Origin of the sequence: Exiguobacterium sp. 17-1, from assembly GCF_023096305.1 — a bacterium.
Classification (GTDB): domain Bacteria; phylum Bacillota; class Bacilli; order Exiguobacteriales; family Exiguobacteriaceae; genus Exiguobacterium_A; species Exiguobacterium_A sibiricum_A.
This window is the reverse complement of the sequence record NZ_JALIGJ010000002.1, coordinates 718,758-744,219: the sequence shown is the minus strand read 5'-3', so window position 1 is coordinate 744,219 and position 25,462 is coordinate 718,758. Positions and strand designations below refer to the sequence as shown.

General features: G+C 46.1%; 24 protein-coding genes and 1 riboswitch. Of the genes, 12 read left to right on the top strand and 12 right to left on the bottom strand.

The window, feature by feature from the left end:
• Window positions 1-45: 45 nt before the first annotated feature.
• The 6 genes from MUN34_RS09585 to MUN34_RS09560 all read right to left on the bottom strand — a co-directional run bounded on the left by MUN34_RS09585 (window position 46) and on the right by MUN34_RS09560 (window position 8,929).
• Window positions 46-2,034 (bottom strand): penicillin-binding transpeptidase domain-containing protein, encoded by a 1,989-nt coding sequence (locus tag MUN34_RS09585; RefSeq protein WP_247857655.1) that lies wholly within the window; start codon window positions 2,032-2,034, stop codon window positions 46-48.
• A gap of 125 nt (window positions 2,035-2,159) precedes the next feature.
• Window positions 2,160-2,876 carry a peptidoglycan DD-metalloendopeptidase family protein gene (locus MUN34_RS09580; RefSeq protein ID WP_247857654.1) on the bottom strand — a complete coding sequence of 239 codons (717 nt, stop codon included), beginning with the start codon at window positions 2,874-2,876 and terminating at the stop codon, window positions 2,160-2,162.
• A 327-nt stretch (window positions 2,877-3,203) separates the two neighbouring features.
• Complete coding sequence (locus tag MUN34_RS09575) at window positions 3,204-4,094, bottom strand: diacylglycerol/lipid kinase family protein (protein ID WP_247857653.1); 891 nt, start codon at window positions 4,092-4,094, stop codon at window positions 3,204-3,206.
• Between the two features lie 119 nt (window positions 4,095-4,213).
• The gene (locus tag MUN34_RS09570; RefSeq protein WP_247857652.1) at window positions 4,214-5,689 is read right to left on the bottom strand and encodes an alanine/glycine:cation symporter family protein; all 1,476 of its coding nucleotides are present in this window, start codon (window positions 5,687-5,689) and stop codon (window positions 4,214-4,216) included.
• Between the two features lie 213 nt (window positions 5,690-5,902).
• Window positions 5,903-7,768 (bottom strand): ribosomal protection-like ABC-F family protein, encoded by a 1,866-nt coding sequence (gene abc-f / locus MUN34_RS09565; RefSeq protein WP_247857651.1) that lies wholly within the window; start codon window positions 7,766-7,768, stop codon window positions 5,903-5,905.
• Between the two features lie 279 nt (window positions 7,769-8,047).
• A complete protein-coding gene (locus tag MUN34_RS09560) occupies window positions 8,048-8,929 on the bottom strand; it encodes a DUF1002 domain-containing protein (protein WP_131503105.1) in 882 nt (293 codons plus the stop codon).
• A gap of 190 nt (window positions 8,930-9,119) precedes the next feature.
• A riboswitch (TPP riboswitch) is annotated at window positions 9,120-9,225 on the top strand.
• 74 nt (window positions 9,226-9,299) lie between these two features.
• Between MUN34_RS09560 and tenA the strand changes: the two genes are divergently transcribed.
• The 3 genes from tenA (at window position 9,300) to MUN34_RS09545 (ending at window position 12,097) form a co-directional block, all read left to right on the top strand.
• Window positions 9,300-9,995: a thiaminase II gene (gene tenA, locus MUN34_RS09555; protein WP_247857650.1), complete on the top strand. Its 696-nt coding sequence runs from the start codon at window positions 9,300-9,302 to the stop codon at window positions 9,993-9,995.
• 214 nt (window positions 9,996-10,209) lie between these two features.
• Window positions 10,210-10,650, top strand: coding sequence for a MarR family winged helix-turn-helix transcriptional regulator (locus tag MUN34_RS09550; RefSeq protein ID WP_247857649.1), 441 nt, complete (start codon window positions 10,210-10,212; stop codon window positions 10,648-10,650).
• Between the two features lie 73 nt (window positions 10,651-10,723).
• Window positions 10,724-12,097: an MFS transporter gene (locus MUN34_RS09545; protein WP_247857648.1), complete on the top strand. Its 1,374-nt coding sequence runs from the start codon at window positions 10,724-10,726 to the stop codon at window positions 12,095-12,097.
• A 154-nt stretch (window positions 12,098-12,251) separates the two neighbouring features.
• On the opposite strand, the gene MUN34_RS09540 is transcribed toward MUN34_RS09545, so the two are convergent.
• Window positions 12,252-13,025, bottom strand: coding sequence for a sporulation protein (locus MUN34_RS09540; protein WP_247857647.1), 774 nt, complete (start codon window positions 13,023-13,025; stop codon window positions 12,252-12,254).
• Between the two features lie 117 nt (window positions 13,026-13,142).
• Between MUN34_RS09540 and MUN34_RS09535 the strand changes: the two genes are divergently transcribed.
• From MUN34_RS09535 to MUN34_RS09510, 6 genes are all read left to right on the top strand, one after another.
• Window positions 13,143-14,327, top strand: coding sequence for a class I SAM-dependent methyltransferase (locus MUN34_RS09535; RefSeq protein WP_247857646.1), 1,185 nt, complete (start codon window positions 13,143-13,145; stop codon window positions 14,325-14,327).
• 33 nt (window positions 14,328-14,360) lie between these two features.
• On the top strand, window positions 14,361-14,786 hold the full coding sequence (locus MUN34_RS09530; protein ID WP_026828877.1) for a BrxA/BrxB family bacilliredoxin: 426 nt from the start codon (window positions 14,361-14,363) through the stop codon (window positions 14,784-14,786).
• A gap of 304 nt (window positions 14,787-15,090) precedes the next feature.
• Entirely contained in the window at window positions 15,091-15,867 is a 777-nt protein-coding gene (locus MUN34_RS09525; RefSeq protein ID WP_026828876.1) for a transporter substrate-binding domain-containing protein, read from the top strand.
• Window positions 15,868-15,927: 60 nt separating this feature from the next.
• Window positions 15,928-16,584: an amino acid ABC transporter permease gene (locus MUN34_RS09520; protein ID WP_247857645.1), complete on the top strand. Its 657-nt coding sequence runs from the start codon at window positions 15,928-15,930 to the stop codon at window positions 16,582-16,584.
• A gap of 13 nt (window positions 16,585-16,597) precedes the next feature.
• Window positions 16,598-17,320, top strand: a complete 723-nt coding sequence (locus MUN34_RS09515; RefSeq protein WP_026828874.1) for an amino acid ABC transporter ATP-binding protein — start codon at window positions 16,598-16,600, stop codon at window positions 17,318-17,320.
• A gap of 58 nt (window positions 17,321-17,378) precedes the next feature.
• Window positions 17,379-17,984, top strand: coding sequence for an HD domain-containing protein (locus MUN34_RS09510; protein ID WP_247857644.1), 606 nt, complete (start codon window positions 17,379-17,381; stop codon window positions 17,982-17,984).
• A gap of 47 nt (window positions 17,985-18,031) precedes the next feature.
• Here MUN34_RS09510 and MUN34_RS09505 read toward each other — a convergent pair whose 3' ends face one another.
• The 4 genes from MUN34_RS09505 to MUN34_RS09490 all read right to left on the bottom strand — a co-directional run bounded on the left by MUN34_RS09505 (window position 18,032) and on the right by MUN34_RS09490 (window position 21,826).
• A complete protein-coding gene (locus tag MUN34_RS09505; RefSeq protein WP_026828872.1) occupies window positions 18,032-18,745 on the bottom strand; it encodes a ZIP family metal transporter in 714 nt (237 codons plus the stop codon).
• Between the two features lie 149 nt (window positions 18,746-18,894).
• Entirely contained in the window at window positions 18,895-19,659 is a 765-nt protein-coding gene (fadH, locus tag MUN34_RS09500; protein ID WP_026828871.1) for a 2,4-dienoyl-CoA reductase, read from the bottom strand.
• Window positions 19,660-19,748: 89 nt separating this feature from the next.
• Window positions 19,749-20,684, bottom strand: coding sequence for a manganese-dependent inorganic pyrophosphatase (locus MUN34_RS09495; protein WP_026828870.1), 936 nt, complete (start codon window positions 20,682-20,684; stop codon window positions 19,749-19,751).
• Window positions 20,685-20,740: 56 nt separating this feature from the next.
• The gene (locus MUN34_RS09490; protein WP_247857643.1) at window positions 20,741-21,826 is read right to left on the bottom strand and encodes an N-acetylglucosaminidase; all 1,086 of its coding nucleotides are present in this window, start codon (window positions 21,824-21,826) and stop codon (window positions 20,741-20,743) included.
• A gap of 78 nt (window positions 21,827-21,904) precedes the next feature.
• On the opposite strand from MUN34_RS09490, the gene MUN34_RS15975 reads away from it, so the two are divergent.
• Window positions 21,905-22,858, top strand: a complete 954-nt coding sequence (locus MUN34_RS15975) for an aromatic acid exporter family protein (protein ID WP_026828868.1) — start codon at window positions 21,905-21,907, stop codon at window positions 22,856-22,858.
• A gap of 228 nt (window positions 22,859-23,086) precedes the next feature.
• Window positions 23,087-24,211: a M20/M25/M40 family metallo-hydrolase gene (locus MUN34_RS09480; protein ID WP_026828867.1), complete on the top strand. Its 1,125-nt coding sequence runs from the start codon at window positions 23,087-23,089 to the stop codon at window positions 24,209-24,211.
• A gap of 57 nt (window positions 24,212-24,268) precedes the next feature.
• Here MUN34_RS09480 and MUN34_RS09475 read toward each other — a convergent pair whose 3' ends face one another.
• Window positions 24,269-24,448 (bottom strand): hypothetical protein, encoded by a 180-nt coding sequence (locus MUN34_RS09475; protein WP_026828866.1) that lies wholly within the window; start codon window positions 24,446-24,448, stop codon window positions 24,269-24,271.
• Window positions 24,449-24,555: 107 nt separating this feature from the next.
• Between MUN34_RS09475 and rnz the strand changes: the two genes are divergently transcribed.
• Window positions 24,556-25,461, top strand: coding sequence for a ribonuclease Z (gene rnz, locus MUN34_RS09470; RefSeq protein ID WP_026828865.1), 906 nt, complete (start codon window positions 24,556-24,558; stop codon window positions 25,459-25,461).
• Window position 25,462 lies beyond the last annotated feature (1 nt).

Here is a 25,462-nt window from a genome sequence, read left to right as displayed (position 1 = left end):
CCGGGATTGTAAATCCGGCATCCTCTTTTGCTGTAGCATCAGCTTTCATTTGTTGGCATGACTCTTTAAAACGTCAGCGACAAGACCCGATACATACGGGCTGCCCCGGTTTTCCTTCTCGACCGATTCAATCATGATCGCGACGAGCAGATCTTTTTTATCATTATCATAGCCGACGAAAAAACCGTTCTCCTGACCGTTTTCTTCACCGGACTTCTTTAGTTCAGCTGTGCCGGTTTTGCCGGCAACTTTAATTTCAGGAATATCAGCCGGTAAGGAATAGCCGGCATGAACAACATCATACAGATCGTCGCGGATCATTGCAGCATCTTTTGCGTCGAGTACGTCTTTTTTCCAGACCTGCTTCGTTTTTTCTTCTGCAAGCAACGTCGGTCGATAAATTGTCCCGTCCGTCAGAAAGATTTCGTACATCGAAGCAAGGTGCAGGATGTTCGTCAGCATCTGTCCTTGTCCGTAAGATGTATCCATCAGCTGACCGTCGGAAGCAATCGAACCGTCGTTTGAAATTTGTGACGCCCGCATCGGGTAGGTGAAGGGAATCTTTTCTCCGTATCCGAGTGCTTCAAGACCGGAAGTAAACGTGCTGGTTCCGATTTGTTCGAGTGTCGATTTTGCGAAGTAGATATTATCCGAGTAGACCAAGGCATTATGGAGATTGACCGGATCCGGTGTCTCGTGAATCCGGGTGACGTTGAAACCGTCGACTTTTGTCTTTAACCCGTCAATCGTATACGCTTTTTCCGGATCGAGCGTTTGACTTTTTAAGCCGACCGCTGCCGTCAACGGTTTTTGGGTCGAGCCGGGAGCAAAGGCACTCGTAAACCGGTTCAACAGCGGTTGATCCGGATCGTTCGTCAACGTATCGAGACGGGCCTGTGAAATACCTGTTGTAAATTCCGACGGATCGAAACCGGGAGAACTTAACAGGACACGGGTCTCACCGGTCCGGGGATCAATCGCGGTCGCAGTCCCCGGATCATCTTTCATCGTCGCATAGGTCGTTTGTTGTAACTTCCCGTCGATCGTCAGCACGATATCCTGTCCATCATTTGCTTGCGTCTCGGCGACGCTAACCGTTGTTTTATCCGGCTTTACGATGTTGATTCGCGCACCGGACGTACCGCGCAACGTCTCGTCGAGCACTTGTTCAAGTCCCCGTTTTCCGACTTGTTCGCCTGCTTGGATCGTTTGTTTTGATTGTTTGATTTCATCGGCTGTTGCGGAACCGGTATAGCCAATCAAATGGGAAGTCGCTTTCCCGAACGGATATGTCCGGACTTCCGTTTCCTTGACGTTGATACCGTCGAGTTGCTTGAGGCGGTCGATTTTTGATTTATCGTTTGCTGTATACGTCTTCAGCGGAACGAATTGTCCGTCTTTGACCCAACTGGCACCGAGGGCATCTTTAAGTGCTGAGACGGGACGGTCCAACTGTTTTGCAAGCGCCGTAAGATCATTGACTTCACCTGCAACGGCACCCACTTGGTAACCGGTACCTGTCGTGGCGAGAGGCTGATTTTTGGCATCAAGTAAATCACCGCGTTTGGCATCGAGCGTCGTCAACTGGACTTGATCCTCTTTCTTGAAATCCTTTAAAACAAACGAAGAATCCCAGTCAATGAACCAGTTTTCCGTATCTTGTTGTTTCTCGAACGTTAACGGGATGTCTTTTTTATAGGAAACCGGTCCTGCCAGTGTCTCAAAAGAAATTGTCACCGGTAAACTAGTCTGTTCCTTCTCTTCGTTTTCTTCGGTTTTCATTCGTTCGACAGAGATTTTTTCAATGGCAAGAGAATCGGCTAATTTTTTTGTCCGATCGACAAACTCTTTTTTACCGTATGTTTTTTTAGTTTCCTTGCTGGCATAATCAGCATACATTTTATCGTAATCTTGTTTTTCCCATAATTTAATATAGGCATCCAGTCGTTCTTCGGGTGTCGGTTGATTTTGGCACCCGGCAAGTATAGTCAGTGCGAAGCTGGTCGAAAGCAGAAGCGGGAGTGTCTTCTTCAAGGGAAATCCTCCTTTACGGAAAGTCTGTCCTATAACCGTATCATTCTTTGCAAAGGATTTCATCTCGAACGAACGACAAAAAAACTCACGCGAAGACAAAGCTTCGTGTGAGGAAAGTTCCGTTCTTAATTAAAGTAGTTCAGTGGGTTGACGCTGTTCGCAGCAGATGAAGCACTGTAAACGTAGTTTCCACGATGCATTTCGAAATGCAGGTGTGAGCCGAATGAGTTTCCGGTATTGCCGATGTTTCCGATTCGTGAACCTTTAGCAATCGTTTGTCCAACAGAAACCGCACGACTGCTTAGGTGTGCATACACCGTCGTATAAGAAATTCCGTTAACTGTATGTTTCATCATGATGTGGTTGCCGTAAGCACCATAGTAGCGTGATGTGATGACCGTTCCAGAAGCCGATGCATAAACCGGTGTTCCGGTCGGTGCGGCGATGTCGATTCCATTATGGAATGTGTAACCGTATGAACCGCTTGCGGCACCATATCCTTGAGCAATCCGGCCGCTAGCTGGTCGTGAAAACCCGCTTGTTGCTTTCGATGATGTCGTGACACTGTATTTTTTAGCATATGTAGAAGAAATGTAACGGGATGCACCGCCGTAAGAAATTTTTGTCCAAGATCCGGAAACCCCTAAATAATTGAAAGTTTGACCAGAATTGACACTACCGACAACTCTGTAAGCAGTCGAGGGACCTGTTCGAACCCGTAACCCGTCTGCGGTTATTTTTACTTTGTACGTTGTTGCTGCTTCAACTTTTTCTGTACCCGTTGTAGCGAAACCGGAAACCATCAGTGCTGTCATTGTCATAGTTGTAATCATGCGTTTCATGTAGAAGTTCCTCCTAAAGTGTGAAAGACGACGGACGATTATGTAAGGGAACAAGACCCTTTCAAAGTTGTAAGATACAAAGCATATGTATTTAATATGTATAAATATTTTCTTGCTAGCATGATTATAGCATCGCAAATAACACAAAAATATTTCAGTTTCATTGCAAGATTATAGTTGTATAACATATATTGTAATGGATAATATTTCATTTAGTATCTGAATTTATTCTTATCAAAATAGAATATATGGTTCGTCTTTTAAGAAAATATCAAAAAACGTGACGATGTGAGGGGGCACATCGTCACGGGATATAGGTGAAAAGAATCAGTTGGAAATGGGTGCGAAAACAGTTAAATGTTGATTTAAAACTTGAACCGTAACGGGAAGATGACCCGCTGTGTCGCCGTCAGCATTAATCGGAAGACGTTCTTTCGAATCGATATGAACTTCTTTTGTCGTAAAATAGTCCACTTGATCTGCATCGGAAATATTTCCGGTCAATAGTTTCGGTAAGGCCTGTAAAGCATCAAAGAAACCAAGCTGCTTGACGATGAAGACATGTAACAGACCATCATCGACACGGGCATCCTTCGCGAACGACTCAAAACCTCCGACGGAATTAGTCAGGGAAATAATCAAGAGAGGCGTTTCACCATCAAATGATTTTTCTTCCGCCGTCAGTCGGATCGGATAGGGACTGTGGTCCTTAAAGGCTTTTAATCCTTCAATGAAATAAGCGACGGAACCAAGTGATGTTTTTTGTTCGACGCTGACTTCTTCGACCGCTTCTGCAATCAATCCAACAGCGATGACGTTCATGAAATAATGATCGTCATATTTACCGATATCGAGTGGACGGGGCGGAGCATCTTCTAAAGCGCTGATGGCCTCCTCGGGATCAGTCGGGATGTGTAAAGCACGCGCTAAATCATTGACCGTCCCTAGAGGCACGATTCCGAGTGTCGGACGATGTTCCTGTTCCGCGATACCGGTGATGACTTCATTGACCGTCCCATCTCCGCCCATAGCAACGACGGCATCATAGTGCCCGATGGCAGCTTGTGTGGCGAATTCAGTTGCATCGCGTTCTTTTTCTGTGAAGCGCACATCGACTTCCGTAAACCGTTGAGCCAATGTTCCTTCTGCAAATTCAGCGTGTTTCTTTCCAAGTTCTTTACCGGATGACGGATTGATGATGAGCATGACTTTTGACACAAATGATTCCTCCTTTAATTCTATCTGTTCCTATTTTCCCAACATTAGATAAACATAATCCTGGACAGAAAAAAACCTTGGACATCACGAGATACGTCATGTCCAAGGCAATCATGAAATTAGCGACGGGCGATTGGAGGAGGGGATGCTTCTCCTGCTGCCGGACGGACGGGTTCTTCTTCGTCCCAACACTCTGTATTTTCGATTCCAAGTGCTTTTGCCGAGAAGACCGGATCAAGCCCTTTCTTCCGTTGTTCCTGGTAGTCGTTGATAACTTTGAGGGCGATGCCGCCTAAGAGCGAGATTGCTGTCAAGTTAATCAACGTCATACCTGCCATAAAGAGATCGGCGAAGCTCCAAACCACTCCGAGACTGAGGACAGAACCGATGAAGACAAAGGCCATTGTCGCGATCCGGAATCCGAAGACAGCAGCCGGACTGTTTTTAATGAATTCGATATTCGTTTCACCGTAGTAGTAACTGCCGACGATTGAACTGAAAGCGAATAAGAAGACACAGATTGCGATGAAGGCAGGAGCGACGGCACCCAGTTGTTCACCTAATGCGTTCTGTAACATCGCGATTCCTTCCCCGTTGCCTGTCGCATAACTGTCACTGAGAAGAACGATGGCAGCAGTTGCCGTACAGACGATCAACGTATCAAGGAAAACACCAAGTGTTTGCAGGAAACCTTGTTTCGCAGGATGGGAGACTTCCGCAGCTGCTGCTGCGTTTGGTGCAGACCCCATACCGGCTTCGTTTGAGAACAGACCACGTTTTACTCCGAGTGAGATGGCGGCTCCGACTGATCCGCCGAAAGCCTGTTCGATGCCGAAAGCACTCTTGAAAATCATCGCGAAGACGCCCGGAAGTTCCGTCAGGTTCGTGACGACGACGAACAGCGCAGCAATGAGATAAAGTCCGGCCATGACAGGGACGACGAAAGCTGAGAACTTCGCTACCCGGTGAACGCCACCGAAGATAACAAGTCCTGTTAAGACGACGAGTACACCACCGACGACGGCTTTATTGATTCCAAACGCATTATCAAAGGCTGCAGCAATCGTGTTCGATTGAACGGAGTTGAAGATTAAGCCGAACGTGACAGCGATTAAGATGGCAAACACAACACCGAGAGCACGGTTTTTTAAACCTTTTTCGATGTAGTAGGCAGGACCGCCACGGTACGCATTCGTTTTGCTATCGCGGACTTTATAGACTTGAGCGAGCGTGCTTTCGATCAAGGCAGTTGCGCCTCCCAGTAAAGCAACCATCCACATCCAGAAGACGGCGCCCGCACCACCGAGTGTGATGGCAATCGTGACACCGGCCAGGTTGCCGGTCCCGATTCGTGTGGCGGCACCGATGAAGAAGGATTGAAGCGAGGTAATGCTTTCTCCTCCGTCATCCGTTGTTTTCTCGTTTTTATCGAGCGTAACGCGGAACATTTCTTTTAAGTACCGGAACTGGATGAATTTTGTCCGAATTGTGAAATAGATGCCGACTCCGATCAGTGCCGCGATTAGAACATAAGACCATAATAAGTTGTTGGCAAAATCGACTCCTGATTGTACTGCTTGCTGAAAAGCATCCATCTGAAAATTCCTCCTAATGTGTTTTAGTAAAATGTCTATACGCTAAATTATATGAATTTTCAGATAATATGCAAGATAAATTTTAAAACTTTTTTCCAAAAACTAATCAGGCTAATTATTCATAAAGTAAAAAATAAACTTGTTTCACGACTATACAAAAAGACCTGCCGCAGGTTACGACAGGTCGAAATAGCGTGATATACGGCGGAAAGGTCATTCTGAAGCAAGGAATTGTTCATAGAGATCATCGAGCTGGTGGACCAGCTCTTCACGAGTGGCAAAAAGTTTCGCCAGTACTTCATAATCACTTGCCTGTTCCAGTTGCGATTCCAGAAGGAAAAGCTCTTGCTCTGCTTGATCGATTGTTTCTTCCAGCTGTCGGGATGGTTGTCCCGAACTAATCGGAGACGATTGTTTAGGCAGTTTTTTATTGAAAGGGATGTGCTCCGTATCAGCAATAGAAGGCTTTCCGGCATGTTTACTTACCGCATACGCATAAGGCCCTGGATACAGGATGGGCGTTTGATCGAGCCAAAGTGTTTTCGTAAACAGACGATTCAAAAAGTAACGATCATGTGAAACGGCGATCAACGTCCCTTCAAACGACTCAAGGGCTTCTTCGAGAGAGTCACGCGATTCGATATCGAGATGGTTCGTCGGTTCATCGAGAATCAATACATTTAATTCCGAGTGGACGAGGATTGCGAGCATCAACCGCATCCGTTCGCCTCCACTCAAGGCAGCTACAGGTAAAAAGACACGTGGACCAAAAAATAAAAACTGGGCAAGCCGTTTTCGGGCTGTTCCTTCATCGCTATCGATGGCTGACCGAAAGACATCAATCAAGCGTTGATCGTCAGGAAAATCGATGTGTTGCGATAAATAGCCGACTTTTACCGAAGGACCCTGCGAGATGAGCCCGCTTGTCGGTTCGATACGTCCTAACAACAGTTGTAACAGGGTTGTTTTTCCGCTGCCATTGGCACCAACGATAGCTAAACGGTCTTTTGCGGCGATTTCAACAGTTAAGGAGTGAAACAATGGAGATTCAGTAAAGGAGAGGCTGACGTTTTCTAGTCGATAGACCATCCGGCTTGTTTTGCCTTGTGCATTAAAAACGACATCCGGCGTCTCGGCTTCGAGTTGAGGACGTTTAATGCGTTCGATCCGTTCAAGTGCCCGTTCCATCGATTTCGCTTTCCGAAACAGCTTTTCGCTCGGCGGAGAAGCTTCATTCGCCCACTGGCGGAGGCGGCGGATCGCATCCTTCATTTGCTTGATTTTTTTTTGTTGTTCCTGATAGGCATGGAATTGTTCGAGCAACAGACGTTCTTTTTCCGTCATATAGTACGAATAATTCCCCCGGTATAGTTGGATCTGACCATCTTCCAGTTCGGCAATGCTCGTCACGACCGTATCGAGAAATACACGATCGTGTGACACAATTAGAACGGCGCCAGCATAGCTCGATAAAAATGATTCAAGCCATTCGACGGCTTCGAGATCAAGATGGTTCGTCGGCTCATCGAGAATCAACAAATCGGGTTCGGTTAACAGCATACGTCCGAGGCAGATTTTCGTTTGTTCGCCGCCGCTGAGCTGTTCGAACGACCGGTCGAGTAGAGGATGTAGCCGTAAACCGTTGATCATCCGGTCGACCTTGGATTCAAGCAGATAACCGCCTTGCCGCTCGAATGTTTCCGTCACCTTCGTGTACTGCTCAAGCAACGATTCAATTTGATCCGTGTTCATTGCCATAGCTTGTTCGAGATCGTGTAGTGATTGTCGTAAGTCGAGCAACGGGGCAAACGCGGTCCACAGGACATCCAGTCCGGTCATGTCGGAATTGTATACCGGTAACTGTTCCAAGTAACCGATCGATAGTCCACTTTTTTGATAGATGGTTCCGGCGTCGGGTGAATCTAGTCGTGCAATCAAACGCAGGAGGGTCGTTTTTCCGCTACCATTGCGTCCGATTAAACCGATCCGATCATGTGGTTGGATGAAGAGGGACACATCGGTTAAGATGTCATCGCCTCCGAATTGTTTTGTCAGGTGTTGGATGTCGCAGATCATCATATTAAAATTTCCTCTCTGACGCATCAAAAAAAGGAGAGTGCAAACAGCACTCTCCTCGACTCGTGGAAGATGCGCTTTGCTTTATTTTTCGAGTATGGAGTTCTTCAAAAAAGGGCAGACTGACCCCTTAGAACGCCATTCCATGAAAAATTGCGCGCAACAGATAAAGTTGTTCCATCAACCAATGCTTACACGCAGCAAAACCCATTTCTTCCCACCACCTTTTCTCATTCGATATCTTTATTTTACCATGTCACCTGGAAGGAAAGAAAGAACAGATTATTTAAATAAGCCGGCGATCGAGTTGAAGAAGGCACTTAAGCCGTCAAACAGCTTTGCAAAAAATCCTTTTGTTTCTTCTGATGTTGCAAAGGCCTGAATGTTTTGCCCGGCATCCTTCAGTCCACTCTCAATCTGTCCCCAGTTGAGGTCGGCTTGTTCCATTTGGTTAAACAAACCGGTCAAACGGTCCATTTGGGCGTCGGACAGATTGATATTGTTATTTTGAATGACTTGGACGATGACGTTCTCAATCTCGACTTTCGTTTCCGGTTTCTGTTTGGCGATTTCCGCTTTGATTTCGTTCATCAAGTCGGCGACCTTGTCCGTCCCGACTGTCTTCCCGACATCTGACGTGACCGACAATTCTTGCTGGGCCAAATCTTTTCGTTCATCGGTCAGTTTAATGCCGGTCTCAGCCGACGTTTGGTCGTAGGCTTTCATGATTCCGGTCAAGGCAGATGTTCCGGTTACCTTGTAAGGAGACGTAATCGTGATGTCCGCATCGGTCACACCGGCCGTGACAAGCGCATTGAGGTACATGTCCTTTGTGACCCAGGTGATGTTTTCCGTTGCAACGGACAGACCGTCGCCTTTTTCAGCCAACTCGATCTTGGCGGACGAATACATCCCGCCGCCGCGTTGGGACTGGGGAATGTTTTTCCCGAGATATTTTTCTTCATCCGCAGATGTCGCGATGATCGGAGTGATGCCTTCCGGTGCGTTCAGACGGGACAAGACCCATGTTTTATCCTTCGCTCCGAGCGATTCGCCCAGTGTGATAATCGTTTTGTCGACGACCTGTTCGGCAGATGCGGCCGTTGGCAGTAATAACGTCGTAGCAAGTAATGCCGAAGCGGTCCATGTCATGGTTTTATTCATAAAAGTTCCTCCATAAGTTAAGTATCAGGTACTAAATTTAGTCTAATCGACCGGCGACAGAAGAGAATCGGTCTCAAGGACGAGCCGTCATCCACCTTCCGTCATGTTCCATTGTACAAAAAAATGGAGTGAAATGACGAGAATGGGTCAATTTCACATCAAATCATGATAAACTCAAAATAAATCAAATAGCGACCACTAGGGGAGTCAGTAGGCTGACTGAGACGACGAAGACGTTCGGACCCTTTGAACCTGATTAAGTTTGGACTTACGGAGGGAAGTGGCGTGGACGATCCTCTTTTTATGGTCTTTTCACGTCATGCCTGACATCGGGTGTGGCGTTTTTTTGATTACAAAAGGGGGAAAAAACATGACATTCAGTGAAGAAATCCGGCAAGCGGCAAGACGGTATTGGGACAGCAGCTTTACCCATCCATTCGTGACAGGGATTGCGGATGGAACACTACCGGAAGCAAAATTTCGCCATTACGTCCTACAGGATGCCTATTACTTAAAACATTTCGCGAAAATTCAGGCGCGGGCCGCGTCGAAGGCACAGGACTTCGCGACGATTGCCGAACTCGCGGAACATGCGACGTCGACCTATGCTGCAGAACTCAGTCTGCATCAATCGTTTTTTGAACCGCTTGGGATTTCGGACAAGACACTGGCAGAGTTTGAACCGGCACCGACAGCATACGCTTATATTTCGCATATGCACCATGCAAGTGAAGGGACGCTCGGGGAGACCATCGCTGCGATTTTACCGTGTTACTGGCTTTACTATGAGATTGGACAACAGTTACAGACGGCGACACCGGCTTCACCGATTTATCAGCAATGGATTGCGACATACAGTTCCGAGTGGTTCGAGCGGGTCGTCTTTGAACAAATTGATCGTCTGAATGATTTGGCGGAGCGGGCAAGTGCCGAAGAACGGGAACGGATGAAACAACATTTTGTCAAAAGCTGTTATTACGAATTGATGTTTTGGCAGATGGGCTGGACGGAAGAGACGTTTGAACAAATTTATCTACGGACAATGGACAGACAAGATGTAAAGTGAAAAAAGTAGCTTGAGTAAAATATATGGAAGTAAAAAAACTCCACGCCTGATCGAATCACGAAAAGGGGAAACGTGGAGTTTTTGTAATGAAACGAAAGGTACTATCAACCGAAAATCAACAAGTTGATTCATATAGTTGCATATGAACATATTTTATGTTAATTTACTAATTACACGCATATGCACATGTTTGTGTGAAAAGAAGAGGGGATGAATGATGAAGGTATACGACTACAATAAATCCATCGGGCGTAAGGTAGTGACGCTTTCTCGGCTGATTGGATTTGGGTTGAATAAAAAATTTAAAGAACTTGATTGTCCACTTACATTTCAACAATGGAAAATCATGACGGCATTGAACTATCAAGAAGGAATTTCACAAAATCAATTGGCTGAAATCGTTGAAAAAGAACACACGACAGTTTCCAAAATTGTTAACACGTTAATTAGAAAAAACATGCTTCGAAGAACGACGGATGTGAACGATAAGCGGACGAATAATGTGTTTTTAACGGAAGAAGGCAGAGAAGTACTTGAAAAACTTGCTACCGATCAAGTCCAAACGTTTTTAGACAGTTTAGTGGACGACATTCCCGAAGCGGAAGTAGAAATCTTTACTTCTGTATTAGAACGTATGATAAAGAAAATCCAATGATTTTCTTTATCGTATGTTCTAATATTTTATTGAATATGTGCATAGGCAACTAATAGAGAATAGAGGGATTAGCATGGACGTATCAACATCATTAGCTCAAAGCAAACGTAACAAATTAATGATTATTTTAACAAGTGTATTAGTGATTTCAGCAATGAACACGACGATGTTCAATGTCGCATTACCAGCGATTGGCGAACAATTTTCATTATCTCCTTCGCAAACGGGATGGATTGTAACCAGCTATTTGATTATTTTCGCTGTAGGAGTAACCATCTATGGTAAATTAGCAGATCAATATAAATTAAAAACGTTGATAACAACGGGAATCATACTAATGGCTCTGGGCTCGCTGATTGGTTTGCTGGCTTTAAATTATCCTTTGTTAGTCATCGCGCGTGTCATTCAAGCGGCAGGGGCAGCCGTACTTCCTGCTTTAGCGATGATTATCCCAACCCGCTACTTTACTCCTGAAACACGAGGACGTGCGATTGGAATGACTTCAGCCGGTTTGACGTTTGGAATTGCAATAGGTCCGATTATCGCTGGACTGATTTTGACATCCTTTAGTTGGAATAAACTGTTTATCATTCCGCTCGTCATGGTGTTGAGTATTCCTATCTTCCGGAAGTATCTGGGGGACGAAAAAGGAACGCAGAGTAAAATTGACTTCATAGGTGCGTTATTACTTGTTGCAACGATTGTGTCCTTCATGTTAGTAATCTCACAATCGAGTTGGATCCTCTTCATCCTATTTGTTTTATTCCTGGGTGCCTTCGTTTGGAGAATTAAAATAACAAAAAATCCGTTCATCCATCCGGGTTTATTTAAAAATAAATCTTATACATTCACGCTTTTAACCTTCGCTTTAGGTGCAGGTGCAGCATTCTCTCTACCTTATCTTTCTCCTTTGTTGTTTGTGAATGTAAACCATCTTTCGCCTTTCGCAAGTGGTCTATTTATGTTTCCAGGGGCATTGATTGCAGCACTACTTGCTAAAACCGGTGGTAAGATTGCCGATACCAGAGGGAATGCTACCCTTGCCTACATGACGATTCTTTTGTTCTTGATCTGTTTTGGATTACTTTCGTTTTTTGCAGGAGCTTCTGCTTATCTTGTAATGGTGATACTGATTTTAGGATACGTAGCCCAAAGTCAATGGCAAGTCGCGATGGCGAATACTTTATCTAATACATTATCAAAAGAACAAGTTGGCATTGGAATGGGATTGTTCATGTTAGTCAATTTCGTAGCAAGTTCGATTGCTGGTACGTTCATAGGGAGAGCACTCAGTAGTCGTTCAAGTTTCAGCTTCAATCCTTGGCACAACCAAGCGAGTGGAGGCGAGTACAGTAATATATATGTAGTATTAAGCGTAGTTGTTATCATTACTGCTATTTTATATACGGTGGTTTTAAGAACAACTAAAAATAAAAAATCAAATTAAGCTCTAATTTATGTGCAACGAAAGTAAACGGCATATTGAGTAATAAATAAAAATCAAGGTTGAATTGAAACTAAACTAAGAAAACAAAAACACCGGATACGACTAAATTGTCGAGTCCGGTGTTTACGTTCACGCGTTCTCTTGTCTGCGATATTCAGCTGTGTCGTTCAATCAAATCCGCCAGACGTTGTTTGACGGCAGTCGGATTGTTTAAATCCTGATTGGATAAGGAAAGTTTTGTCATCGTCTCGTCCGTACCGGCCATCTCACTGAACAGCGAACCGAGACTGTGGGCACGGCGGTCGATTTGGACGACGATGTCGATGCCGGACCGGTCTTGCAACAGGATGACTTCGATTTCGTCCAGCTTGTGAGCATAATGGGTACCGCGGGCAGAATACTCAAGTTCCTGCGCGATCGGCAAATCTTTCCGGAAGCGACCCAGTAATTTTTCTGTATCGGCTTTCTTGAGGCGGAATCCGAGATCTTCCATCGCTTCAAGAATGACCGATTGGTAGTCATTGGCTTTGACGACGACAGCATCGTGGTCAGAAGGGTCAACCGCCTGCGCGATATCAAGACCCGTCTCGATCCACGACTTCGATTGGCTGACGGAAAGTGGTGTATTAAAAGGGACTTGAAGCGTAAACGGTATTTCCCGTTCGACACCTGCTTCGATCGTAAACGGGGCTTCATTTAATGCAAACCGGTCCAGTGTGAACGTCGTGAATGCCGTGCTGTCCCCGACTTCTTGTTTGTACTGGGTATTGAAGGCGAGATAAATCCGGGCGATTTCCTGATCGACGTTACCGCCTTTAATATGAACGACCCCTTGAATCGTTCCACCGGGTTCACAGTGATCTTGTTCGAGTCGTGTATCGACCGTTGCGGCACCGATGCCGATTTGTGAAAGAATTTTTTTGAACATGTTGTGTTCCTCCTTTAAATTAAGTATGACGACTAAAAATAAAGCTTGCTTGCTTGTCGAACGCGGGTGAATTTGCTACAGTTTCGAAAGACCAAACAAAAAAGGACGGGACGATACGTGGAACTAGACCAATTAAAAGACCTGCTCACTGAAAAACTGCAGGCAACTTCACTCATACACGCGACGATTAGCGGTCCGCGTCAAAAATCAAACGATCTGCGTCGAATCAAGTTAAAACCGATTCTACTTAGAGATACGTATGCAATCCAGTTAGAGTTTCAACATGAACGGATCATTAAGCATGAGAATTTAAGTATAGAAGAATTTATTTTGCGAATGGACGACTATTTTAACGAATTTCGTCAATTTTTATTCCGTTTTGAAACGGAAGAAGTCCAGTTCCAACTCTCGAAGAAAATGAAAGTTTCACTGAAGACGACAGGCAAGGAACCGGTAAAGGCCGAACTGTCTCACAATCGAAAGAAAAGCCATTTGTTAGAAGACGGCGTGCCGGTACCGTTTTTGATTCGTCTTGGTGTCATGACGGAAGAAGGACAGGTCAAGCGTCAAAAATACGATAAGTTTAAACAAATCAATCGTTTTCTTGAATTCGTCGAAGACAGTATCGCAGCATTGCCGCAAGGACGGACGCTACGGATTTTAGATTTTGGATGCGGGAAGTCGTATCTGACGTTTGCTCTCTATCATTACTTGAAAATCGTCAAGGGATTTGATTTAAACGTCACCGGTCTTGATCTCAAAAAAGAAGTCATCGAAGACTGTACCGCCATCGCTGCTGATTTAGGGTATGATGATTTATCGTTCCGTGTCGGTGATGTCCATGATTACGACCAGGATACGGAAGTTGATTTAATGGTGACGCTACATGCCTGTGACGTTGCGACGGATGTCGCGCTTGCCCGGGCAGTCGACTGGAATGCATCGGTCATTCTCAGTGTCCCGTGTTGTCAGAAGGAGTTAAACCGTCAACTGGATTGTTCACCGCTCGACGTCATGCTGCAACATGGATTGATTCAAGAAAAGTTTGCTTCGCTCGCAACAGATTCCATCCGGGCAGAGTTGTTGACACTTGTCGGGTACGAAACGCAATTACTTGAATTCATTGATTTAGAAAACACGCCGAAAAATATCTTGATTCGGGCTTATAAAAATCCGAAGCAACCAACGGAAGAAAAAATTGACCGGTATATCGCTTTCCGAGACCTGTTACACGCTAAACCGTATTTAGAACGTGAATTGAGCGGCAGACTTGGACAGATTTCACCGAAACTCGTACAATAAAGAAGACAACGATTTAAAGGGGGAACAAATACAATGGATTTCCAAATGTATTTTGAAGATGTCGTTCAAACGGCACGTAAAGAAGCAGCAGCTGCTGGCTTTGAAGAATTAACGACGGTCGAGAGCGTCGATGAAGCGATGAAGCGTGACGGTTTGACGCTTGTCCTCGTCAACTCGGTTTGTGGATGTGCCGGTGGGATTGCTCGTCCGGCTGCCGCTTATATCAACCGGATGGAAGGTGTAAAACCGGATCATTTCGTGACGGTATTTGCAGGGCAAGACCGGGAAGCAACAGACCGGGCGCGTGAATACTTCGAAGGATATCCGCCATCATCGCCATCATTCGCATTGATGCAAGATGGAAACATCCTGTCGATGGTCGAACGGTTTGACATCGAATCGTTTACAGCAGAAGAAGTCGTCGAGAAGTTAGAGTCGTTAATTGAAATCTACGCCTAAGTAAATCAAAAACCTGTTCCGGACGTCCGGAACAGGTTTTTTTGTGAAGCCGTCTAGTTACCAGACGAAAGACTGGAATCAAAATAAATGTAAACGTTAACAAAAGAACGGATTACGCATCTGGTATGAATAAATTCATGTTTTATGCACTATTTGTATATTATTATGCTTTACAATGAATAAATATTCGTATATTCTAAAAGCAATAAATCAGGTCGAACTTTTTAGTATTGAATTAGAAAAAAACATAAGTCATACTATTGTTAAAGTTCTGACAATTGAGCGTTGGAAGGGGAATTTATTGATGAAGAAACTAGTAGCAACGGCAATGGCAGGAATTCTCGCAGTCACGATGGCAGCATGTGGTGCCTCGGAGGAATCAACAGGCGACACGACGAAAAAGAACGATAAAGTATTGACGATGGGAACGTCAGCGGATTACTTCCCGTTTGAGTATATCGATACAGCAAAGGGTGATGATATCGTCGGATTTGATGTCGCCATCGCGAAAGAAGTGACAAAAAATCTCGGATACGATCTAAAAATCGAGGACATGGAATTTGGTAGTCTGCTCGGAGCACTCAGTGCAGGTCGTGTCGATTTCGTCATGGCAGGCATGACGCCGACTGACGAACGGAAAAAGAATGCTGATTTCACGGATATTTATTTCCAATCTAAAAATCTTGTCATGACAAAAGATAAAGCAATCGCTTCGGATGACGAATTAAAAGGCAAGAAACTCGGGGTCCAGCTTGGATCAATCCAGGAAGCATTAGCAAAAGACCGGTACAAGGACAGTGAAGCGGTTTCGTTAAACAAGATTCCGGAAATCATTCAAGAATTAAATACGGGTCGGATTGACGCATTGATCATTGAGGATGCCGTCGCCGTCAAATACATGAATCAAGACAAGGCGTTAAAAACGTATGAAATTAAAGAAGATGGACCAACCGGCTCTGCTGTCGCCTTCAAAAAAGGGGACAAGATGCGTGACGATTTCAACAAAGAGTTGAAAAAGATGATCGACAACGGAGACATCGATAAACTCGCGGAAGAATGGTTCCAAAAAGAAGCAAAATAAGAGTAGTGCATAGGGGTGGGGGTAACCTCATCCCTTTTGTGCGACGTTAGGAGATTGGTTATGATAGACTTTACAAAGATTCAAGATTCAATCCCATATATTCTGCAAGGAATTCCAGTTCTGTTTCAAGTCGTCATCGTCGCCGCGATTGCCGGCATGCTGATTGGAATCGTGGTCGCCGCGCTGAAGATTACAAAGAGTAAGTTCCTGCGATTTCTAGGTCATGCCTACACGGCAGTCTTCCGCGGAACACCGTTAATTTTGCAACTGGCAATCATTCATTTTGGATTACCGCAGTTGACGGGATACGTCACGACCGGTTATCAATCGGCCGTCATCGCCTTCTCCTTAAATTCGGGCGCGTACATCTCGGAGATCATCCGGGCCGGTATTCAAGCCGTCGACCGGGGGCAATGGGAAGCAGCGGACGCCCTTGGTATTCCTTACATGAAACAACTGCGTTCAATCATCTTGCCGCAGGCATTCAAAAACATCTTACCGGCCATCATGAATGAATTAATCACCTTAACAAAAGAATCCGCTTTGATTTCGACGGTAGGTGTACTCGATGTCATGCGCCGGGCGCAGGTCGTCGGTGGAGAAAAAGCCTTGTATTTTGAACCGTTATTATTTGCAGGATTCGTCTATTTCGTACTTGTCATGGGATTGTCCTTGATTGGTCAACAAGTCGAAAAAGCTATGAGAAAGAGTGGGTAATCAGATGGAACCTATGATTCAAGTTACTGATCTATATAAGCAGTTCGGAAAATTGGAAGTATTAAAAGGTATTACGACGACTGTCGGGCGGGGAGAAGTGGTTGCCGTCATCGGTCCGTCCGGTTCCGGAAAATCAACGTTTTTACGGTGTATCAATTTACTAGAACAACCGACAAGCGGAACAATCAACGTAGATGGATTTGAACTGACGAAACCGAAAGCGAACATCGCGAAAGCCCGTCAAAATATCGGCATGGTGTTCCAACAGTTTAATCTTTTCCCTCATAAATCAGTGCTCGATAACTTGATTTATGCACCGATTAACGTACTGGGTCTCTCGAAAGACGCGGCTATCAAGCGGGCGGAAGTCTTGCTTGATCGGGTCGGATTGGCAGAAAAGCGGGACAACTTCCCGAACCAGCTGTCGGGTGGTCAAAAACAACGGGTCGCCATCGCTCGTGCGCTGGCGATGGAACCAAACGTCATGTTGTTTGATGAGCCGACGTCGGCGCTCGATCCGGAAATGGTCAATGAAGTGCTGGACGTCATGAAGCAACTTGCAGAAAGCGGGATGACGATGGTCATCGTCACGCACGAGATGGGCTTCGCGAAAGAAGTCGCCGATCGTGTCCTGTTCCTCGATGAAGGGATTTTGATGGAAGAAGGCAGTCCGGTCGAATTGTTTGATCATCCGAAAACGGATCGGGCTAAGAAATTCCTGGAGAAAGTATTATGACAAAAAGCGCTGACTCGATTAGACGAGTCGGCGCTTTTTTAAGAAAGGGAGGGTATGTATGTTAAGTGAAGAAACGGAACAGTTCGTTCGGATATTCCATGCAGATGACTTTTCCGGACATGATTTTGCCCACATCGAACGTGTCCGGACGATGGCATTACGGATTGCGGAAATTGAAGGGGGTGATGTCCGAATCATTGAACATGCCGCACTACTGCATGATGTAGCAGACAGTAAACTCGGCGGAACGAGCGAAAACGTTGATCAGCATCTGCGATCACGCGTATCGGAACAGGACCGCCTGCATATCCTTGAAATCATCAGCAATTTGTCATTTAAAGCCGGCGACCGTCCACCGATGAAGACACTTGAAGGGAAGATTGTCCAGGATGCAGACCGGTTGGACGCGATCGGTGCAATCGGCATCGCCCGGACGTTCCAGTTTGCCGGCCAATTCAAGGAACCGATGTATGTACCGGGACTCGTTCCCCGCAAGCCGGGTGACCGGACGGGAAAGACGAGTGCCTTACACCATTTTGATGAAAAATTATTTCGTTTAAAAGAGTTAATGAACACGAAGACAGCGAAACGCATCGCCGAAGATCGCCATCAGTATATGCTCGAGTTCGTCGAACGGTTCAAACAGGAATGGGAAGGCCGGTAACCACAACAAAACAGGGATTCGTTCCAAATGGAACGGATCCCTGTTCGTTAACTTAAGATGACAGCTGTAATCAGACCAAGTGAAGCGAACAGGCCGACGATGGCACCGCCCTCCTCATGGGCTTCCGGCATCATCGTCGAAGCGAGCATGGCAATGATGCCGCCGCTCGCAAAGGCACCGATCATCGCAAACTGCATATCCGGTAATTCCGCTAAAATGGAATAACCGGCAAGGGAAGCGAGCGCGGATATCAACCAGACGATTCCCCACATGACCAGAATTTTTTTCTTTGAGAAGCCATCTTTTTGTAAGCCGGTCGTACTCGAGAGACCTTCCGGGATGTTACTGACGAAAATCGCTGCAACGAGAGCGGCGCTGACATTTCCGGATAAAAGACTGGCACCGATCATGATTGATTCCGGAATCGCGTCCAGAATCGTACCGAAGAAGATGGCAGTTCCTGTGCCTTCGTTACCGCCGGACGATCTTTTTCGTTTACTGGCACCACGTGAGGAAACGAACATGTCAAAACCGGTGAACACGAGTGACCCGACGATAAAGGAAATACCGACAATCATCGTCGTGGATTTGTTTAAGGCTTCATCCAATAACTCGAACGTCGCCGCTCCGATTAAAATGCCCGTTCCAAACGACATGACGTACCCGATTAGACGTTGTTTAAGAGGAATGAACAAGCCGATTAATGCCCCGATTACGACAGCTCCTCCTGCGATTGCCCCCCACATAAAAGCGATTCCCATTTATATATCCTCCTTACTCCTGACTATCTGTATTACTATTTTCCTAAAAAAATGATTGATAAACATAGCTAAATGGGAAAATAAGAAGGGGCGGGCAGAAAACCTTTTGAAAAGTCTCCCGCAATGGAGACGGGAGACTGAGAACAGCATCAAAACGGTTGTTTATTTAACCAGTGTCCGCCGTCGAGGGCGATACATTCTCCGTTTAAGTAGCTCGCTTGATCGGACAGCATCCAAGTCGCAAGACCGGCGATTTCTTCCGGTGTCCCGAATCGCCCGAGCGGGACGTTCCGTCGAATTCGTTCTGCGTGTTCCGGTGACATGGCGAGTTTATCGGCTCCACCTGTCCGTTCAATCGGACCGGGGCTGATTGCATTGATCCGGGCCCCGTATTTGTACCCCCATTCGACAGCAAGTGTCCGTGTCAGGTTCAGGACCCCGGCTTTTGCAGCGGCACTTGGTGCGACCCCCGGACCGGCCTGCCAGGCGTACGAAGCGACAATATTCAAGATTTGTCCTCCTGATACCCCGTCTTCCTGCCAGCCTTTGACGAGCGCATGGGAACAGTTGAATGTCCCGTTCAAGACGATATCAATGACCGTTTTCCACCCGTTTGGCGAGAGTTCGTCAGTCGGACAGATGAAATTACCGGCTGCGTTATTGATCAGTGCTTCGAGTTGTCCGTATTGTTGCCGGGTTTGATTGACAGCAGCGAGGCAGGCGTCTGGATCCCGGACGTCCATTTGAATGACACTGTGTTTTCCATCAATCGCCTGTAAGTCCTGGTCGGTTTGTTGCAACCGTTCGGCATTTCGCCCGGTCACGACGACGTTCCAGCCGGCTTCTTTTAAAGCGAGGGCCATCGCTTTCCCCATGCCGCTCGTACCACCGGTGACAAGTACTGTTTTTGTCATGTGTAAATCCCCCCTTATATACTGAATGAATAACCATTCATTATAAGTATTCAAAAAAGAAGGAGTAAACTCCTTCTTTTGGATGGAAATTATTCGACTGCTGTTGCCGTATTCGTCAAGACCGGAACAACTTGTTTTTTCCGTGAAACGACACCTTCAAGATAAAGGAGGTGATTCGTAGCATCAAGTCCGAAGGCCCGTTCGACCAGTGAAGCTTCAGGTCCGAGAACAAGTGCGACCGAGTTGTTTGTCAAGATATCGGTGACGAGCAACATGTACAAGTCCAATTCTTTTTCAGCAATCAATGATTCGATCCGTGTTTCGAGTTCTGCTTGACGAAGCAAAACTTCTGCCGTATCGACTGTGTTTGCTTGTGCGATTTCGACTTTGAATGGTCCCATCGAAAACTCTTTTGCATCAAGTGCAATCAGCTCATCCACAGTTTTCATTGATAAATCAGCACCGGCTTTTAACATATCGAGACCATAAACGTTGGCATCGACGCCGGCAATCGTTGCGAGTTCACGTGCTGCAATAACGTCCTGCTCCGTACATGTCGGTGATTTGAATAATAACGAGTCGGAAACGATGGCTGATAACATCAAACCGGCGATTTCCGGTTTAATCGCAACACCGTGTTCTTTGTACATTTTGTTTAAGATTGTCGTCGTACAGCCAACCGGTTCTGCCCGGTAATAAATCGGATCAGACGTTTCGAAGTTGGCAATCCGGTGATGGTCGATGACTTCCGTCACTTTGACGGCATCGATATCGTCGGCACTTTGTTGACGTTCATTGTGGTCAACGAGAATGACGTGTTGTGCTTCTTTTGATACTTCTGTCACGAGGCGGGGACGGGCGACTTTGAAGTAGTCGAGGGCAAATTGCGTTTCTCCGTTGATTTCACCAAGACGAACGGCTTCAGCGTGAACACCGAGCTCTTTTTTTAATTCGGCATAGGCGATGGCCGATGCAATCGTATCCGTGTCCGGATTTTTATGACCAAATACTAAAACTTTTTCCATGTGTATTCACTCCTAAATGATTGATGTCTCGCCCATTAGTGTACCATAAGTCGGTTTTAGACGGCGTTCATTTTCAAGAGGATTCCGGCGATTTTTTCGCTCCAGTACGGATCGGAGGCATAAAACACGTTCATTCCGCGTGCCTTGTTTCCGAGAAACGGACCGCGGTAGTATTTCCCGTCTTTAGCAAGGTAGTCACGGGCGATGAAGCGGCCGGTCTTACGGATCGAGTCTTCAAAGGAAGTATACGCCGTCGCATTTTGACCGGGAGCGATATCCGTTGCATTAACCCCGAATAGATTAAACTTATCTTGGGCGATGTCGGACCGTCCGTAATCGGATTCATGAATGGCATGGGCGAGCAAATAGGCCGCATTGATTTGATAAGTGCGTTCAACCTGCTTAAACGTCTTGCCCGTGCCGATCAAGGGACTGTCGGGAGCATTTTTTTTAATATAGGCATCCAGTTGCTTGGCTGTCAGGGCGGTCGGTTTCCGTAAATCCTGCGTCAACGTTTTGGACTCGACATACTGCATCGTTCGGTCGTCTAATGACGCCGGTGCTTCACCAGCCGTAATTAAACCACCGAGACCGGCATCGGCGACGATATAATGCAAGAGACGCTCGTCTTGTTTTTCATAATAGGACCGGTTACTGGATTGTTCGAGCGGATAAAGAGTCAACCGATCGGAAGCGACATAACCGGTCAGACCGGCAATCTCGACCCGACTGACCGAATCCGTATAGGCAAGTAAAGCGAGTCGACTGCCGGGCGCGACATACGTATGTCGTTTTTTCAACGCACGGTCCGAATAAATATTTAAGGTCTGATTTGAATTGACGATTCCAATCCCGCTTCCGGTCAAATAGAGATACCGTTCATCGGACGTCCGTTTGATAGCGCCACGGCGTCCGTTGATAAATGCTTTCGCTTCGGTGACGGAATCGAATTCTTCTTCCCGGATGACTTTCCCGTCCCGGTAGAGTTCCGCGACGTATGGGGAAGCCGGAGGAAGAATGGTTTGGGGTTTGTCCCGTAACAACAGGAACAATCCGCAACCGAGTAAGAAAAAAAAGACAAGCCCCTTGAAGGAGCCCGTTCGACGGACCGGGCGAGTGGGGCGAATCGTACGTTTAGTCAAAAAATCACGTCCTTCAAAAAAATCAATCGACAACCTGGGTAAAGAATAGGTACCCTAACAAAGAATGGAGGGAAGTCTGTGTTTATCGGATATCGCACGTTAAAGACCGCTGTCGCAGCGGCACTCGCGATGTGGATTGCGGAAAAGATGCAACTGGATTACTACGTTTTTGCAGCCATCATCGCTATTTTGAGCATTCAAGCGACAAGAAAAAAATCATTTCGTTCGTCTTATGAACGGATCATGGCTTCGGTCCTCGCGATTGGACTTGGTTTTGTGATCTTCGAAGTCATCGGATACCGCCCGATTGCTATTGCACTCTATTTCATTTTATTTCTTCCACTGACACAACGCCTCCGCCTACAGGACGGTTTTATCACAAGTGTCGTCATCCTGACCCATCTGTATGTCGCACGCCAATTAAACCTCAGCATTTTTTTAAACGAATTGTATTTGTTGCTGATTGGTGTCGGGGTCGGATTACTCGTTAATATGTACATGCCGAGTCTCGACCGGACGATTGCCGAGCGGCGACTGCAAATCGATCAACGGATTGCCGCCTTGTTCTTCGAAGTGGCCGCGGCGATCGAGACGGGGCGGATCAACCAACATTCGCTGACGCTACATGAGACGGAACGGCTGTTGAAAGAGGGGAAGGATGCTTCCTTGAAACGGATGGGGAATGCCATCGGTCGGCGAAATGATGATGAAGACTATCTGTATTTCCGAATGCGCGAACAACAATTTGAATTGTTGAGTGGAATCGTCCGCAACGTCGATGATTTAGTCCTTGTCGTAGACGAAGGTAAAAAAGTCGCCGACCTGTTCCGGACGATTGGTGACAATGTCCGACCCGATGCCGACGCGACGTTATTTTTGATGGAACTCAAACGTCTACTCGAAGAATTTCGCGAGTCACCGTTACCGAAGACACGCGATGAGTTCGAAGTCCGGTCCGCTCTGTTGCACATGTTGCAGGAAGCGGAACAGTATTTGAAACTGAAGCAACGATTCGTCGATCAGAAGAGGTAGAACATCGTCGACGCAAAAGTACCGAGTAAGAAAATTGCTAAAATCGTAATCGTGGTCCATTTGATGATCCGTTGTTGTTTTGATGGTTTTGCCATAATAAAACGACTCCTTTCATAGAACGATTGATTATAGCCATTGTACAAACAACGCTTGCGAAGTGCAAATCTGCCTATAGATGGTATACTAAAAAAGCGCTAGTCGAACTGAAAAAATGAGGAGGAATGCAACATGGTGAATGAGCAACGTGTACTTGATACCTTTTTAGAACTGGTCCAGATTGACTCGGAATCAAAAGAGGAAGCACAAATCTGTGCCCACTTAAAAGCAACGTTTACGACACTCGGCTGTGACGTATTCGAAGATGACGCTTCATCAAAAACCGAACATAAAGGAAACAACTTGATCATCACGCTTCCGGCAACAAAAGACGGAGTCGATAAGATTTATTTCACTTCCCATATGGATACGGTTTTTCCGGGACAGGGAATCAAACCAATCATCGAAGACGGATATGTTAAAACCGATGGAACAACGATTCTTGGGGCAGATGATAAAGCGGGACTCGCTTCATTAATCGAATTGGTCCATGTCTTGAACGAAACGAATCAACCGCACGGGAAAATTCAATTCGTCATCACGGTCGGCGAAGAGTCCGGTTTAGTGGGGGCGATGGTTTTGGATCCATCGAAGATTGATGCAGACTACGGTTTTGCTTTGGATTCAGACGGTAAAGTCGGCGATATCATTACGGCTGCACCAACCCAAGCGAAAGTAAATGCAAAAATTTACGGCAAAACAGCTCATGCTGGTGTTGCACCTGAAAAAGGAATCTCTGCCATCACGATTGCAGCAAAAGCAATCGCTAAAATGCCGCTTGGCCGGATCGATGAAGAGACGACGGCGAACATTGGACGCTTCAGCGGAGGTGGTCCATCGACTAACATCGTTTGTGATTACGTCGAAATCTTTGCGGAAGCCCGCTCACTCGTTGCGCCTAAAATGGAGGCCCAAACGGCGAAAATGAAAGCGGCTTTCGAAGAAGTTGCTGCTGAATTCGGAGGGCGTGCGGAAGTCGAAGTCAAAGTCATGTATCCTGGTTTCAAATTCGAAGACGGCGATCAAGTCGTCGAAGTGGCGAAAGCAGCGATTACACAACTCGGTCGGACACCACGTTTGTTGCATTCTGGTGGGGGATCAGATGCAAACGTGATTGCTGGATTTGGGATTCCAACCGTCAATTTGGCTGTTGGTTACGAGGACATTCATACGACAAACGAAAAAATGCCGATTGAAGAGCTCGTCAAGACAGCAGAATTATGTGTGACGTTAGTGGATTACATCACGAATAAGTGATGCCAGACTAAAAAGAGTGTACCGCAACGTTGCGGTACACTCTTTGTCGTTGTACGATTAAGTTAATTGTGGACGTTCGAAATATTCCATCGACTCAAGAACAAGTTCTTCCGTACATAGTAAGGTTGTTGCAATGTCTTGAATTTGGATTGATTTCCCATACTGTTGCCGATAGTTTTCGTTTAACATCCGGGCACTTTGTACGATTCGTGCATAAGTCCGTTCGATTTTGGTCATGGAAAAACCACCTTTCGAATCAGTATGGGTACAGTTTATCATGCTTCCACTCGAGAAAGGTGTATTTTGTGTATAAAAATTGCTAATTTTACGAAAAGGGGAAAAAGATGGAATTTTATTTTTTAGGAACAGGAGCCGGGATGCCGTCCAAACAACGGAATGTTTCATCCATCGCACTGTTACATCCGAAGATGACCTGGTTATTTGATTGCGGTGAAGCAACGCAACATCAGATGTTGCACAGTCCGATCAAACCGCGTAAGGTCAGTACGATTTTCATCACACATCTGCACGGTGATCATATCTTTGGGCTGCCGGGTTTTATCAGTACCCGGGCTGCACTGGAAGGTACGACGTTGTTGACGATCTATGGACCAAAAGGATTAAAGGAGTGGCTGGAGGCGACGTTACGGGTTACCGGGACGTATCTGCGTTATCCGCTCGACATCATTGAAGTCGAGGCAGGCGGGACATACGAACAGGAAGGATTCCGAATCACTGTCGAAGAATTGGAACATCGATTTTTGGCATACGGTTACCGGATTGAAGGTCAGGAAGAAAAAGGAGCATTACGTGTCGAAGCGTTACAACAACTGGGCATTCCTTCTGGACCACTCTATCGTCAAATCAAACAGCAGGAAACGTTTGTATTTGAGGGAATCGAACACCGGTCGACTGATTTTCTTGGAGACCCAAAGCCGGGCATCAAGTTGGCCGTGTTAGGAGATACGGTGCCATGTGACGGGAGTATCCGTTTGGCACAAGAAGTAGATGTCCTTGTGCATGAGGCGACATTTGCTGATTCGGAACAAGATCATGCCGGACGTTTTGGTCATTCGACAGCAAGACAGGCTGCTGAAATCGCCTTAAAAGCACAGGCTAAAAAATTGTTGCTGACGCATATTTCTGCACGGTATGTTGATCAAGAACAACGGTTGGAAGTGGAGGCGCGGGAAGTATTTGAAGAGTCATACCTCATGACAGATCATCAATCTGTCGTGATTAAGGGGTAAA

What these genes read in the sequence shown, in the direction of transcription:
- MUN34_RS09580 (WP_247857654.1), bottom strand. Translation starts at nt 2,876, where the DNA reads ATGAAACGCATGATTACAACTATGACAATGACAGCACTGATGGTTTCC.
- MUN34_RS09570 (WP_247857652.1), bottom strand. Translation starts at nt 5,689, where the DNA reads ATGGATGCTTTTCAGCAAGCAGTACAATCAGGAGTCGATTTTGCCAAC.
- abc-f (WP_247857651.1), bottom strand. Translation starts at nt 7,768, where the DNA reads ATGATGATCTGCGACATCCAACACCTGACAAAACAATTCGGAGGCGAT.
- MUN34_RS09560 (WP_131503105.1), bottom strand. Translation starts at nt 8,929, where the DNA reads ATGAATAAAACCATGACATGGACCGCTTCGGCATTACTTGCTACGACG.
- tenA (WP_247857650.1), top strand. Translation starts at nt 9,300, where the DNA reads ATGACATTCAGTGAAGAAATCCGGCAAGCGGCAAGACGGTATTGGGAC.
- MUN34_RS09550 (WP_247857649.1), top strand. Translation starts at nt 10,210, where the DNA reads ATGATGAAGGTATACGACTACAATAAATCCATCGGGCGTAAGGTAGTG.
- MUN34_RS09545 (WP_247857648.1), top strand. Translation starts at nt 10,724, where the DNA reads ATGGACGTATCAACATCATTAGCTCAAAGCAAACGTAACAAATTAATG.
- MUN34_RS09540 (WP_247857647.1), bottom strand. Translation starts at nt 13,025, where the DNA reads ATGTTCAAAAAAATTCTTTCACAAATCGGCATCGGTGCCGCAACGGTC.
- MUN34_RS09530 (WP_026828877.1), top strand. Translation starts at nt 14,361, where the DNA reads ATGGATTTCCAAATGTATTTTGAAGATGTCGTTCAAACGGCACGTAAA.
- MUN34_RS09525 (WP_026828876.1), top strand. Translation starts at nt 15,091, where the DNA reads ATGAAGAAACTAGTAGCAACGGCAATGGCAGGAATTCTCGCAGTCACG.
- MUN34_RS09520 (WP_247857645.1), top strand. Translation starts at nt 15,928, where the DNA reads ATGATAGACTTTACAAAGATTCAAGATTCAATCCCATATATTCTGCAA.
- MUN34_RS09515 (WP_026828874.1), top strand. Translation starts at nt 16,598, where the DNA reads ATGATTCAAGTTACTGATCTATATAAGCAGTTCGGAAAATTGGAAGTA.
- MUN34_RS09510 (WP_247857644.1), top strand. Translation starts at nt 17,379, where the DNA reads ATGTTAAGTGAAGAAACGGAACAGTTCGTTCGGATATTCCATGCAGAT.
- MUN34_RS09505 (WP_026828872.1), bottom strand. Translation starts at nt 18,745, where the DNA reads ATGGGAATCGCTTTTATGTGGGGGGCAATCGCAGGAGGAGCTGTCGTA.
- fadH (WP_026828871.1), bottom strand. Translation starts at nt 19,659, where the DNA reads ATGACAAAAACAGTACTTGTCACCGGTGGTACGAGCGGCATGGGGAAA.
- MUN34_RS09495 (WP_026828870.1), bottom strand. Translation starts at nt 20,684, where the DNA reads ATGGAAAAAGTTTTAGTATTTGGTCATAAAAATCCGGACACGGATACG.
- MUN34_RS09480 (WP_026828867.1), top strand. Translation starts at nt 23,087, where the DNA reads ATGGTGAATGAGCAACGTGTACTTGATACCTTTTTAGAACTGGTCCAG.
- MUN34_RS09475 (WP_026828866.1), bottom strand. Translation starts at nt 24,448, where the DNA reads ATGACCAAAATCGAACGGACTTATGCACGAATCGTACAAAGTGCCCGG.
- rnz (WP_026828865.1), top strand. Translation starts at nt 24,556, where the DNA reads ATGGAATTTTATTTTTTAGGAACAGGAGCCGGGATGCCGTCCAAACAA.